The sequence below is a fragment of the Streptomyces sp. HUAS MG91 genome (assembly GCF_040529335.1).
GTDB classification, from domain to species: domain Bacteria; phylum Actinomycetota; class Actinomycetes; order Streptomycetales; family Streptomycetaceae; genus Streptomyces; species Streptomyces tabacisoli.
On sequence record NZ_CP159534.1, the window covers coordinates 647,315 to 660,764 of the forward strand.

The 13,450-nt window shown below is 71.9% G+C and carries 11 protein-coding genes; 3 read left to right on the top strand and 8 right to left on the bottom strand.

Going from position 1 to position 13,450, the window contains the following annotated elements:
• Positions 1-16 precede the first annotated feature (16 nt).
• On the bottom strand, positions 17-571 hold the full coding sequence (locus ABII15_RS03105; RefSeq protein WP_353940693.1) for a hemerythrin domain-containing protein: 555 nt from the start codon (positions 569-571) through the stop codon (positions 17-19).
• An 876-nt stretch (positions 572-1,447) separates the two neighbouring features.
• Between ABII15_RS03105 and ABII15_RS03110 the strand changes: the two genes are divergently transcribed.
• The gene (locus ABII15_RS03110; RefSeq protein WP_353940694.1) at positions 1,448-2,839 is read left to right on the top strand and encodes an MFS transporter; all 1,392 of its coding nucleotides are present in this window, start codon (positions 1,448-1,450) and stop codon (positions 2,837-2,839) included.
• A gap of 57 nt (positions 2,840-2,896) precedes the next feature.
• Here the strand turns inward: ABII15_RS03110 and ABII15_RS03115 are convergent, their stop codons facing one another.
• From ABII15_RS03115 to lnt, 6 genes are all read right to left on the bottom strand, one after another.
• Positions 2,897-4,834 (bottom strand): GAF domain-containing protein, encoded by a 1,938-nt coding sequence (locus tag ABII15_RS03115; protein ID WP_353940695.1) that lies wholly within the window; start codon positions 4,832-4,834, stop codon positions 2,897-2,899.
• A 148-nt stretch (positions 4,835-4,982) separates the two neighbouring features.
• Positions 4,983-5,771 (bottom strand): 3-hydroxybutyrate dehydrogenase, encoded by a 789-nt coding sequence (locus tag ABII15_RS03120; protein WP_353940697.1) that lies wholly within the window; start codon positions 5,769-5,771, stop codon positions 4,983-4,985.
• A 154-nt stretch (positions 5,772-5,925) separates the two neighbouring features.
• Complete coding sequence (locus tag ABII15_RS03125; protein WP_353940698.1) at positions 5,926-6,381, bottom strand: hypothetical protein; 456 nt, start codon at positions 6,379-6,381, stop codon at positions 5,926-5,928.
• Between the two features lie 76 nt (positions 6,382-6,457).
• A complete protein-coding gene (locus tag ABII15_RS03130) occupies positions 6,458-6,991 on the bottom strand; it encodes a GNAT family N-acetyltransferase (RefSeq protein ID WP_353940699.1) in 534 nt (177 codons plus the stop codon).
• Positions 6,992-7,043: 52 nt separating this feature from the next.
• The gene (locus tag ABII15_RS03135) at positions 7,044-7,526 is read right to left on the bottom strand and encodes an NUDIX domain-containing protein (RefSeq protein WP_353940701.1); all 483 of its coding nucleotides are present in this window, start codon (positions 7,524-7,526) and stop codon (positions 7,044-7,046) included.
• A 10-nt stretch (positions 7,527-7,536) separates the two neighbouring features.
• Entirely contained in the window at positions 7,537-9,267 is a 1,731-nt protein-coding gene (lnt, locus tag ABII15_RS03140) for an apolipoprotein N-acyltransferase (RefSeq protein WP_353940702.1), read from the bottom strand.
• Positions 9,268-9,857: 590 nt separating this feature from the next.
• Here lnt and ABII15_RS03145 point away from each other — a divergent pair.
• Entirely contained in the window at positions 9,858-12,221 is a 2,364-nt protein-coding gene (locus ABII15_RS03145; RefSeq protein WP_353940703.1) for a phosphoketolase family protein, read from the top strand.
• A 25-nt stretch (positions 12,222-12,246) separates the two neighbouring features.
• Positions 12,247-13,131 carry a universal stress protein gene (locus tag ABII15_RS03150; RefSeq protein ID WP_353940704.1) on the top strand — a complete coding sequence of 295 codons (885 nt, stop codon included), beginning with the start codon at positions 12,247-12,249 and terminating at the stop codon, positions 13,129-13,131.
• A gap of 35 nt (positions 13,132-13,166) precedes the next feature.
• Here the strand turns inward: ABII15_RS03150 and ABII15_RS03155 are convergent, their stop codons facing one another.
• Positions 13,167-13,439 carry an SHOCT domain-containing protein gene (locus ABII15_RS03155; RefSeq protein WP_353946946.1) on the bottom strand — a complete coding sequence of 91 codons (273 nt, stop codon included), beginning with the start codon at positions 13,437-13,439 and terminating at the stop codon, positions 13,167-13,169.
• Positions 13,440-13,450: the final 11 nt, after the last annotated feature.

A 13,450-nucleotide genomic window follows, 5' to 3' on the forward strand; every position in this document is an offset into this window, starting at 1 on the left:
GTCGCGAGGGGGCGGATCAGGGTTTGCCCATCGCCTTGCGTACGACGTCACGGGTGCGGTCGATCACCGAGGCCACCGGTCCGGTGGCGACGTTCTTGAGCGCGGTGTCGGTGCCGGGGTGCGGACGAGTGGGGGCCAGGGCTTCGGCAGCGTGCACGGCGCGCGCCAGGTTCTCGAGCTTCCCCCGGTCCGCGGCCGCCCTGAAGTGCGCGAACTCGTACTCCTCTTCGGCCTTCGCATGGGCAAGGACGTCCTGCCGCAGGGTGGCGAAGCGGTCGAGGAACTCTGCGGAGTCGACGTCCAGGTCCTCGAGCCCGGACAGAATCTCCTTCGCCTTCTCTTCCTCCTGGATACGCTCCTTGACGACCTGTTCCCCTCCGTCGATGTTCCGGCGGGCAAAGGGGTGGACGACCTCTTCCTCCGCGGTCTCGTGCACAGCGAGCAGGTGTATCAGCTCGCGGAACGCGGCGGTGCGTTCCCCTCCCTTGCTGTTGGCGACCTCGTCGAGGAGCGTGCGGATCCGGGCGTGCTGTTGCTTGAGCAGTTCTACGACGTCCAGCTGCTGGGGCATGATGCCTCCTCCGCCTGGTCGGTGCGGCGACTTACGTCCCCGGGCCGCGCGAGTACCCGAGCGCGGTGACCACGAACCGCCGGATCAGGCCACAACGGCCCACCCCGGAGCGTGACAGCCCCACCCGTATGAACAGCATCGCCAGCACCACGGACTCCTCACCAAGATCCGGACCAGGTGCGGACCAACTCAGCCTCGCACCAGACGGTTCCGCCCATTGCGGCCGGTCAGAAGCCGGGTCAAGCGTGTACCACCACAGACGAAGAACCTGCTCGGCACACACACGCTCCCGTCGCCGGGCACGCGCGGCCATCGAGCACCCGAGACGAGGTGGGTCGCTCGCCTTCTGACCACAGGCACGGAGCGTCGGCCCCGGCAGGGCTGCGGCAACGACAACCAGATCGCCAAGACGGCCTCGGATTAGGCTCTGAGAACTGCGCCGAAAGTTGAGTCCCGATATCTGCCCTACTCCGGGCCTGACATGATTCGACAGACGGGTTGCGGATGCACATGCCGAGTCACGCCCAGCCGTAGACTCTCTCCCCGCGGAACGAGAGCAGTCCAACTGGACCAGCACACTGCCTATTTCCAGTTCGCGGATCCGCCCGAATCGTCGGGTGCAACGCTCCGTAGTCAGCACCAAACCAGCACGGGAGTCAGCACCCCTCCCCCAATCACGCCCAATTGGGACACGCCTCGGCGGGGACAAGCGCGCGACACTCAGGCCCCGCCCGCCACCCCCGCCACGACGCAGAGCCCAGCACAACCACGGTCAGACCCAAAAGTATGGTGTCCCACCACATGTGCCGCTGACCTGCGTCTTCCTACCTTGTGCCATCACAGAGACGTCCCCGTCCCCGCCTGGAAGTGGTGCACATGGCCTCCGCAGCAACAGCTCCGCCAACACCCGGAAACCTCAAGCGCATTGTCGCGGCGAGTCTGATCGGCACCACGATCGAGTGGTACGACTTCTTCCTCTACGGCTCCGCCGCCGCGCTCGTGTTCAACAAGCTCTTCTTCCCGGACTCCGACCCGCTCGTCGGCACGCTGCTCTCCTTCCTCACGTACGCCGTCGGGTTCGCGGCCCGCCCGCTGGGCGCTCTGGTCTTCGGACACTACGGCGACCGGCTCGGACGCAAGAAACTGTTGGTGATCAGCCTGTTGATGATGGGCGGCGCCACGTTCGCCATCGGGCTGCTGCCCACGCATGCCACGGTCGGCTCGGCCGCGCCGGTGCTGCTGACGGCGCTCCGGCTGGTCCAGGGCTTCGCCCTCGGCGGCGAGTGGGGCGGCGCGGTCCTGCTGGTGTCCGAGCACGGGGACGCCGAGCGTCGCGGCTTCTGGGCCTCCTGGCCGCAGACCGGCGCGCCGGCCGGCCAACTCCTCGCCACGGGTGTGCTGTCGGCGCTCACCGCGCTGATGTCCGACGCCTCGTTCACCTCATGGGGCTGGCGCATTCCGTTCCTGCTGTCCGGGGTGCTGGTCATGGTCGGGCTGTGGGTCCGTCTCTCCGTCGATGAATCGCCGGTCTTCAAGGCGGCGTTGGCCCGCGCCGAGGCCCGCAAGGCCGCCGACGCGGACACGGTGGAGAAGATGCCGCTCGTGGCGGTGCTGCGGCACCACTGGCGCGACGTCCTCGTCGCCATCGGCGCCCGTATGGCCGAGAACATCAGCTACTACGTCATCACCGCCTTCATCCTCGTGTACGCGGTCCAGGCGGCCGACGTCTCCAAGCAGACCGCGCTCAACGCCGTCCTCATCGCGTCCGCCGTCCACTTCGCGGTGATCCCGGCCTGGGGCGCCCTGTCGGACCGGATCGGCCGCCGGCCGGTGTATCTGCTGGGGGCCGCCGGGGTCGGCCTGTGGATGTTCCCGTTCTTCTCCCTCGTCGACACGGCGAGCTTCGGCAACCTGATCCTCGCGGTCACGGTCGGCCTGGTCCTGCACGGCGCCATGTACGCACCTCAGGCCGCGTTCTTCTCCGAGATGTTCGCGACGCGGATGCGGTACTCCGGCGCCTCGATCGGTGCGCAGTTCGCCTCGGTCGCGGCCGGTGCGCCGGCCCCGCTGATCGCCACGGCGCTGCTCGACAGCTCCGGTGGGTCGACGCTGATCTCGCTGTACGTGATCGCCGCCGCGGTCATCACCCTGATCGCCGTCGCCGTCGCCAAGGAGACCCGTCACCGCGATCTCGCCGACATCGAGGCGGCCGACAGCGCCGGGGCGGTCGACGCGTCCCGGCCGGCCGAGGCCGCGTACCGCGTCTGACGACTCCGGGTCCGCCGACCCCGTACACCCCGCCCACCACGGGCCGGGTGTACGGGGTCAGCGTATGTCCGGGCCCGCCAGCCGGTGCAGTCGCAGCGCGAGCTGGATCTCCAGGGAGCGCTCGGGCGACTGCCAGTCGGGACCGAGCAGGTGACCGATCCGCTCCAGGCGCTGCGCCACCGTGTTCACATGGACGTGCAGGGCGTCCTTGGTGCGGGCGGGGCTCGATCCGGCCGCGAAGTAGGCGTCGAGGGTGCGGACCAGGTCGGTCCCCCTGCGCGCGTCGTAGGTGACGACCTCGCCGATCGTGCGGGTCACGAAGCCGGGGATGTCCCGGCTGTCGGCGAGCAGCAGTCCCAGGAATCCGAAGTCGTCGGCCGCCGCGCCCTCCCCCGCTCGGCCGAGGACCCGGAGCGCGTCGAGGCAGCGCCGCGCCTCCGCACAGGCGACGGCGGCCGTCTCGGTGCGGGTGGCCAGTCGGTCGACCGGGGCGGAGGCGCCGACCGTGACCGTCTCGTGGATCGCCGCGGAGAGCCGCTTGGCGACCTGGGAGGCGAGTTGGGAGGCCGTGTCGTCCGCGGCCAGCGGCAGCAGCAGCACCGTGCCGCCGTCCCGTGCGGCGGCCAGCCCGTGCCGGGTCGCCGCGAGATGTCCGGCGGCGGCGCCAAGGCGGCGGCGTGCGGCCGCCTCCTCCTCGGCGTCGTCCGCGACGGCCTCCAGGCGGGCCGCGAGCACCACATGGGTGGCGTCGAGATCGGCGTCGAGCCGGGACGCACGCTCGCGCAGCAGACGGGGATCCCGGTCGCGGGCGTCGAGCAGGTCGTCCAACAGCTCGCCGCGGACCCGCTGTTCGGCCTCGGAGGCGGAGCGCCGGGCGAGCAGCAGCAGTGAGGTGACCATGGCGGCGCGCTCCAGAGTGCGCTGGTCGACCGGGTCGAGCCCCGGGTGGCCGCGCAGCACCAGGGCGCCGAGCAGCTCGCCACCGGCGGCGACGGCCGCGACCCAGTCCCGGTCCCGGCGCACCGCGTGCCCTTCGGCGCGGGATGCCTCGAGGGCCTCCGCCGGGGCGGCCCCGGCGTCCGTGAACTCCACCGTCCCGTCCAGTACCTGGGAGACGGCGGCCGCCACATCGTGCACGCCGCCGCCGCGCAGCACCAGCTCGGCGAGCCGGTCGTGCACGTCCGAGGCGCGCTCGATGACCGCGCTGCGGTCGCGGATGATCTCGTTGGCCCGCTCCAGCCCGGCCAGTGCCTCGCGGGTCTCGGTGAGCAGGTTGGCCGCGTCGATGGCCGCGGCGGCGAGCGCGGCGAAGGAGCCGAGCAGCGCGATCTCCTCGCGTGCGAAGACCCGGGTCCTGCGGTCGGAGGCGAAGAGCACGCCGATCACCTGGGAGCCGAGCATCAGCGGTACTCCGAGGATGGCCTGGAGCCCTTCGTCCCGGACTCCGGCGTCGATGGTGCTCGTGTGCTGGAAGCGGACGTCCTGCGCGTAGTTGTCGGTCACGTACGGGCGCGCGGTCTGGGCGACGAGGCCGCCCAGCCCCTCGCCCATGCCGAGCCGCAGCTGCTGGAAGCGGGCGGCGACCGAGCCCTCGGTGACGCGCATGCGGGTGTCTCCCCTGACCGGGTCGTTCAGCGTCAGGTACGCGACGTCCGTGCGCAGCAGGGAGCGGGCGCGCTGCACGATGGCCTGGAGGACGGCGTCGAGGTCGCGCAGGCCCGCCAGGTCGTGCGCGGTCTCGAACAGCGCGGACAGCTCGGCCTCGCGGCGCCGTCTGCCCTCCATCTCCTCGCGTACCCCGAGCGCGAGCCGCTTGGCCGCCTCCAGGGCGGCGATCCGGGCGGCCGGAGCGCCGTCGGCGCGCGCGAGCAGCACGGGCTGCTCGTAGGCGTCCGCCGACGCGCCCCGGGCGAGCAGCTCCAGGAACGGGGCCTGCGGGTCCCCCGCGTCCAGCGGGTCGGCGGCAGCGGCCGTGTGCGGTTGAGGGTGCGACATGCTCAACAGGATTACCCGTCGTACGGCCGGCCCCGCCAGCCCTGTGGACAACTCGAACGATCACAGAACTGCGGTCACTCGACCGAGTGACCGCAGAAGCCGTGAAAGGCGTGAACAGCAAGAAATCACCGCATCAGCGGGCGGTCCCTCAGTGGGCCGTCCAGCCGCCGTCGAGGACCATCGACGTCCCGGTCATGAACGACGCCTGCGGCGAGCAGAGATGGGCCACCGCCTCGGCGACCTCCTCCGGCTCGATGAGCCGCTTGAGGGCGCTGTCGCGCAGCATCACCTGCGTGAGCACCTGCTCCTCGGGGATGCCGTGCGCGGTGGCCTGGTCGGCGATCTGCCGTTCGACGAGCGGGGTGCGCACATAGCTCGGGTTCACGCAGTTCGAGGTGACACCGTGCGCGGCGCCCTCCAGCGCGACCGTCTTCGAGAGGCCTTCGAGCCCGTGCTTTGCGGTGACGTAGGCGGACTTGTAGGCGGAGGCACGCAATCCGTGCACCGACGACACGTTCACGATGCGGCCCCAGTTCTGTCCGTACATGTGCGGCAGCGCACCGCGGATCAGCCGGAACGGGGCCTCCACCATGAGGGTCAGCACGGTGTGGAACACGTCGGGCGGGAACTCCTCGACCGGGCGGACCAGTTGGATGCCCGCGTTGTTGACGAGGACGTCGGTGCCGGCCGCCGCGGCCTCGGCGGCGTCGAGGTCGGTCAGGTCCAGGACGCGGGGCTCGATCCCTGGGGCCCCCTCGGCGAGCGCGTCGAGTCCGACGGCGTCCCGGTCCACCGCGCGCACCTTGGCGCCCGCGGCGGCGAGACGCAGGGCGCAGGCCCGGCCGATGCCGCCGGCGGCGCCGGTGACGAGTGCGGTGCGTCCGCCGAGGTCGAGGGGTGGGGCGGTGGGGGCGGTGACAGGCGTGAGCGGGGTCATGCTCCGCACCCTAGGCAGTCGCCCCGCACCCCCCGATGTGGTCACAGCCCATACTTCAGTACACGGTGGTGGTCTCGAACCACGTCGGCGCTTCCTGTGCGGCCTGCCGGCCGATTCGGAGCGTCGACAACGCGCTTCGGCGTGCGCCGGAGGGTCATGCCGCCTCGAACGGGCACCAGAGGACCTGGAGCAGGTCGCAGTCGTCCGGGCCGGGCGGGAGGCCGGGCACGTCCCGCCGGTACACCTGGGCCAGGCCGACCAGCGGGATCGGGTCGGTATCGGCGATCTCCCGTTCGCGATGGCTGCGGCCGAGCTCCTTGAGCAGGACCCGTTCCGCGTCGGTGGGTCGGTCACGGGCCCAGGCGTCCTTGAGCACCTGCCGCCCCCGATGAATGTCCGCGACGCGGTACCCGCTGCTTCGCTTGTGCGGCTCGGTGCAGACCGGCCACGGTTCGTCGGCGGGCCACAACAGAGGACCGCCGACCGAGCTGACCGACGCGTCCGGACGCCCCGGCCGCGGATGCAGGCGCGTCGTCACACCCCGAAACGCCCCCAGCTCTGGGAAAAGCTCCTCCACGTGCACGGGGCGCGGCGGCGTGGTTCTGGTCATGGCCGAGACACTAGGCCACCACATCGGCCGTGATCACACGTGTCCGTGCCGTCCGAACCCGTGAGCAGCCCGAGGGTCAGAGCCGTCTCGTGGTGAACAGGGTGGTCCCGCGTACCGGGTCCACTTCCTTCCGATCGGTCTCGGTGAACCCGACCTTGGCCAGTACTCGGCGGGAAGCGGTGTTCCAGTCCCAGACCGTGGCCCACAGACGTTCGTACCCGGACGATCTCGCCCATTCCACAACCGCCGACGAAGCCTCGGTCGCGTATCCCTGACGCCAACTTCGGCGTAGCAGCTCGAATGCCAGTTCCGGTTCCCCCGCCGGTCCTCGTCCACCGTCGACCAGCCCGCAGTAGCCGATGACGTCACCAGAGGCCTTGCGTTCGACCGCCAGCAGCCCGGTCGACCACACCGTGTCGGTGCGGATCGGCTCCTCGAGCTCCGCGACCGTGGGGTGTCCGTCCGCGTCGATCCGGCGGTGCGGCGGCACTCGTGGATCACGTTCGGTCCACAGTTCACGCTGGACGACAGCCTCGGCCACCCGCCAAGGTCTGAGCAGCAGGCGGCTCGTCTCGAGTACGACCTCGCTGCCCGGCGCGCCAACTGTCATGGCAGCAACCCTCTCACGCGCCCCTCCTGCGTGTGCGCGTCGAGCCGGTCGCTCAGGTCGTGGAACCCGCCTCGAACCACGTCGGTCCGTCCTGCACGGCCTGCTTGATCCTGAACAGACCGTGCTCGTCCAACGGCGGCAGCGCGTCCAGTTCGAACCAGTCCACTTCCAGCGACTCGTCGTCGTTGACGCGGGCCTCGCCGCCGGTCGCACGGCACCGGAACGTGATGTCCAGGAACTGGCACTGGTCCCCGTTGGGGTAGGTGGTCGGGCTCTTGTCGGCCCGGACGAGGACGACACGTTCGACGACGCAGTCGACCCCGGTCTCCTCGAACACCTCGCGCGTGGCGACGTCCGCGGGCTGCTCGCCCGGCTCGGCGATGCCCGCCGGTACGGCCCACCGGCCGGTGTCGGCGCGGCGGCCGAGCAGCACCCGCCCCTGCCCGTCGAAGACGACGGCGGTGACGCCGGGCAGATAGAGGAGCTGGTGACCCGCCGTGGCGCGGATGGCGCGGATGTATTCAGGGGTAGCCATACGCGCGACCCTAACCGTTCGCAGGTCGGCCCTTTGATCGGGCCGTGGCGGAGCGTCCCCCGCGGGAGCGGACGACCGCCCAGGCCAGCCCGCCGACGCCGAGAACGGTCAGCAGCGCCTCGGGCCAGGCGCCCACGCGGGTGGCCAGCGTCTTGCTGGTTCGCCTGGGCACGTCGGCGAGCAGGGTGTCGGCCTCGAACATGCCGGTCTTCTGCGCGATGGACCCGTCGGGGCGGATGACGGCGCTGACGCCGCTGGTCACCGGAACCATGACGGCACGGCCGTGCTCCACGGCGCGCACCCGGTCCATGGCGAGCTGCTGGTAGGTCATCTGGCTGCGCTCGAACGTGGCGTTGTTGCTCGGCACGGACAGGATCTGGGCGCCCTCGTCGACCTGGTCGCGGACCACGTCGTCGAACGCGGCCTCGTAGCAGGTGACGTTGCCGACCTTGGTCCCCGACATGTCGAAGACGACGGCCTTGTCGCCGGGGACGAAGTTGCCCGCCCGGTCGACGTCCTTGCTGAAGACCCGGAAGAAGCCGCGGTACGGCATGTACTCGCCGAAGGGCTGGAGGTGTCGCTTGTTGTACGTGGCTCCGGGGCCGGTCTTCGGGTCCCAGAGGATGAGCTGGTTCCGCTCGTCACCGTTCTTGTCGGTGACGACGGCACCCACCGAGATCGGTGCGCCGACCGCCTCGGCGGCCTTCTGGATCTCCTCGTAGGCGTCCATGTTCACGTACGGGTCGATGTCCGAGGAGTTCTCCGGCCACAGCACGAGGTCGGGCTTCTTCACCGTGCCGGCCTTGATCCTGTCGGCCAGCTTCATCGTCTCGCGCACGTGGTAGTCGAGGACGGCCCGCCGCTGGGCGTTGAAGTCGAGGCCCATGCGCGGCACGTTGCCCTGGATGAGCGCCACGCGCGCGGTGCCGGCCTCGGCGTCGTTCGACACGAGCGGCATGGCGGCCACTCCCGCGATCACCGGTGCGACGGTGCAGACGGCCGCGGCGATGACGCCGCGGTCGCGCAGCAGGCGGGCGCCGCCCGTGCCGCGCGCCGCGCTCGGCCCGGTCGTCTCCTCCGTCCCGGAGATCTCGTTCGCACCGGGGGTCTCGTCCACCCCGTGGGCCGGGTCCGTGTCCCGGGCCTTCTTGAGCCGGAGCACACGGAGGACGAGCCCGCCGAGCCCGAAGCCGCAGAGCACCACGCCGAAGCCGAGCAGCGGGGTGCCACCCAGCGAGGCGAGGGGCAGGAAAACGCCGCTGGGCTGCCCGAAGGCGATCTTCCCCCAGGGGAACCCGCCGAACGGGAACCGGGCGCGCAGCGCCTCGTCCGCGATCCACACGGCGCTCGCCCACAGCGGCCACAGCGGCAGCCGCGACACATAGGCGATGCCCATGCCGGCCAGGGCGAGGATCAGCGCCTCGGCGGCGGCGAGCGCCAGCCACGGCAGCGGACCGACGTCCACGCCCGTCCAGGACAGCAGCGGCACCAGATAGGCCAGCCCGAAGACGAGACCGAGGCCGAACCCGGCCCGCAGCCGCCGTCCGTGCACGGCGATGCCGAGCAGCGCGAACGACAGCGGCGCGAGCCACGGCAGCTCGCGCGGCGGGAAGGTGACGTACAGGAGGAGCCCGGCGATCGCCGCGAGGACGACCGGGACGAACCGTCGCAGGCCGGAGCGGCGTGCGGGCTGTGCGTCGGGCTCGTCGGACGGGGCGACGGGAGGTGCGGTGGCGGTCACCCGGGGAGTGTACGGCGCACTCCTGTCACCCGGTCCGGCCGGGCTTCGGCCGCTCCGGGGCGGCCGCGGCGCCGGGCGTCCACACCCTCGTACGGCATCCGTACCCGCTGCCGCCGGGTGTGGCCGGAATGTCCGCGGGGCGGGCGGTCGCGCGGGCCGAACGGACCCGTGCGGCGGGACCGGTTCGCCCCTCCACTCGGCGCGCGCCCGGTGCCAGCGTGAGCACGACGGCCCGTCGGGGACCGGCCCGTGAGGAGGCGAGGACGGTGGAGGATCCGCTGAGCGTCGGGGACGACGGTCAGGAGCCGGGTGCGGACGAGGCGGTTCGCCAGGGCGGTGTTCCACACGCCTTCCGCTCGGGCCTCACGAGAGCCGTCGGCGGCCGGTCGGCACGGACCGCGCTCGGCCGGTGTCCGGTCGTCGTCCGGCGGGGCCACGACGGGAACGGACGGGGTGGTTTCGGTCAGGTCGCGGCAGGCCGCGCCGCAGGCCCGTTCGCGGTCGTCCCGCACGACTGACCGGCCCGGCACGGGACACCCGCACCGCGACCGGCACGCACCTGTCCCCGAGAGCCTTTCCGGAGGATCCCGATGGCGAAGGACCCGACGAAGCACCAGCTGGCATCGCTCGACGCGCACTGGCGCGCCGCCAACTACCTGGCCGTGGGCCAGATCTATCTGCTCGACAATCCGCTGCTCACCCGGCCGCTGACGGCCGAGCACATCAAGCCGCGCCTGCTCGGCCACTGGGGCACCTCGCCCGGGCTCAACCTCGTCCACACGCACGTGAACCGTGCCGTCAAGGCGCGCGGCCTGGACGCCCTGTGCGTCTGGGGTCCGGGGCACGGAGGCCCCGCGGTGCTGGCGAACTCCTGGCTGGACGGCAGTTACACCGACGTGTACCCGGACGTGCCGCGGGACGCCGACGGGATGCGGCGGCTGTTCCGGCAGTTCTCCTTCCCCGGCGGCGTCCCGAGCCATGTCGCGCCCGAGACGCCCGGGTCGATCCACGAGGGCGGCGAGCTGGGCTACTCCCTGGCCCATGCCTACGGGGCGGCCTTCGACAACCCGGGGCTGCTGGTGCCGTGCGTGGTCGGCGACGGCGAGGCCGAGACGGGTCCGCTCGCCGCGTCCTGGCACTCCACCAAGTTCCTCGACCCCGTGCACGACGGGGCGGTCCTGCCGATCCTCCACCTCAACGGCTACAAGATCGGCAATCCGGCCGTGCTGTCCCGGCTGCCCGAGTCCGAACTCGACGAGCTGCTGCGCGGATACGGTCATGAGCCCGTCCACGTCACCGGACGCAGGCCCGCACAGGTGCACCGGGAGCTGGCGCAGGCCCTCGACCGCTGCCTGGACCGGATCGCGCGGATCCAGTACGAGGCCCGTACGGAGGGGGCCACCGCGCGACCGCGCTGGCCGATGATCGTGCTGCGCACCCCGAAGGGCTGGACGGGCCCGCGGACGGTGGACGGGGACCCGGTCGAGGACACCTGGCGCTCGCACCAGGTGCCGCTCGCCAACGTGCGCGAGAACCCCGAGCACCTGGCCCAGTTGGAGAAGTGGCTGCGCTCGTACCGGCCCGAGGAACTCTTCGACGCGCAGGGCCGGCCCACGCCCCTGGTCCTGGAGCACGTGCCCGAGGGCACCCGCCGCGCGGGCGCGAACCCGCACGCCAACGGCGGCCTGCTGACCCGGCGGCTGCCCGTCGCCCCGCTCGAACGCTTCGCCGTCCCCGTCGAGAAGCCGGGCACCACGCTCCACGAGCCGACCCGTGTCCTCGGCGAGCTGCTCGCCCAGGTCATGCGGGACACCGCCCGGCGCCGCGACTTCCGCGTGGTCGGCCCGGACGAGACCGCCTCCAACCGGCTCCAGGCACTGTTCGACGCGACGGGGAAGGCGTGGCAGGCCGGGACCAGGCCGACCGACGAACACCTGGCGCGGGACGGCCGCGTCATGGAGGTGCTGTCGGAACACCTGTGCCAGGGCTGGCTCGAGGGCTATCTGCTCACCGGACGGCACGGCCTCTTCTCCTGCTACGAGGCGTTCGTCCACATCGTCGACTCGATGGTGAACCAGCACATCAAGTGGCTCAAGACGGCGCGACAACTGGCATGGCGGCGCCCGGTCCCCTCGCTCAACTATCTGCTCACCTCACACGTGTGGCGACAGGACCACAACGGCTTCTCGCACCAGGACCCGGGTTTCGTCGACCACGTCCTCAACAAGAGTCCGGACGTCGTCCGCGTGTATCTGCCGCCGGACGCCAACACCCTGTTGTCCGTCGCCGAACACGTGCTGCACAGCCGTGACTACGTCAATGTGATCGTCGCCGGGAAGCAGCCGTGCTTCGACTGGCTCTCCCTGGACGAGGCCCGCGCCCACTGCGCGCGCGGCGCCGGCATCTGGGAGTGGGCGGGCACGGAGAACGGTTCCGGGGAGCCGGACGTCGTCCTCGCCTGCGCGGGGGACGTCCCCACCCAGGAGGTTCTCGCCGCCGCCGGTCTGCTGCGCCGATATCTGCCCCGGCTGACGGTCCGGGTCGTCAACGTCGTCGACATGACGCGGCTGATGCCGCGGGACGAACACCCGCACGGCATGGCCGACTTCGAGTACGACGCCCTGTTCACCCCCGACAAGCCGGTCATCTTCGCGTACCACGGCTATCCCTGGCTGATCCACCGGCTCGTCTACCGCCGCGCGGGCCACCGGCAGCTCCATGTGCGCGGCTACAAGGAGTCGGGCACCACGACCACACCGTTCGACATGGTCGTGCGCAACGACCTCGACCGTTTCCGTCTCGTCATGGACGTCATCGACCGGGTGCCCGGCCTCGCCGTCCGCGCGGCCTCGGTCCGCCAGGAGATGGCCGACAGCCGGACCCGGCACCACGCCTGGATCCGCGAGCACGGCACCGATCTGCCCGACGTCGCAGCCTGGTCCTGGACCGGCTGACCCGCGCCCCGAGGAGGTCCGCCTCATGTCACCCCTGTCCGCGCGTCCGATCACCGCCGGCATCGACGGCTCCCCCGAGAGCCGGGACGCCGCCGACTGGGCCGCCCGGGAAGCCGTACGGCACGGTCTGCCGCTGCGCCTGCTGCACGCGGGCCCCGGCGCGGCCGGGCCGTCCGGGCTGCCGGAGCTGGACGCCCCGGCCGAGCGCGCCGCCGCGGCCCTGCACGATCTGCCCCGCCAGCTCTCCTACGCGCATCCGGCGCTGGAGATCCGGTTCGGGCACACCGACGGGGCGCCGGTGTCCGTACTGCTGGAGGCCGCCGCCGCGTCGACGATGCTGGTGCTCGGCTCCCGCGGTCTCTCCGGGTTCACCGGCTTCCTCGTGGGATCGGTGGCGGCCGCCGTCTGCGCCCGCGCCACCGGCCCGGTCGCCCTGGTCAGGGCCGGGCAGCGCCCCGAGGACGAGCGCACGGGGCCGGTCCCCGCGCCCTACCGGCCCGTGCTGGCCGGCCTGGACCTCGCGCACCCGGGCGACGATCTGCTCACCCACGCCTTCGAGGCGGCGGCGGTGCGCGGCCTGGAACTCCAGGTGCTGCACGCCTGGACCCTGCCGGCCCTGCACGACTACGCGCCCGGGGTGACCCCGCCCGGCGACGCCGCCGGTGCCGAGACCGAACGCCTCAGGGCGCTGCACGCGACCCTTCTGCCCTGGCGGCACAAGTTCCCCGAGATCCGGGTCGTGGAGCGGCTGGAGTACGGCCATCCGGCCCACCGTCTGCTCATGGCGGCCGGGACCGCGGGGCTCGTGCTCGTCGGGCGCCGGACGACGGCCGGCGCCCGCCTGGGCCATGTCGCGCACACCCTGATCCACCGGACGGCGTGCCCGGTGCTGCTGGTGCCGCACGACTGAGGAGGCACGTTTCCGCCGCACCTGACTTCGCCGGGTCACCGTTTCCGCAGCCGGTCGCCGTCACCGGCGGGGCGTCCGTCCAGGACCGCCTGGCGGCGCCGGTACTCGTCCTCGTCGATGTCGCCGCGGGCGAACCGTTCGTCGAGGATCGTCTCGGGAGCGGCCCGCCGCGGCGGCACGGTGCGCTCCGGGCTGGACAACGAACGGAAGGCGAGCACGGCGAGCACTCCCACGAGGAGCCAGAACAGCAGCATCCCCACCGACATGACGAACCAGCCCCAGCCTCCGGCCTGTTCGTTCCAGAACATCACGGTCGCTC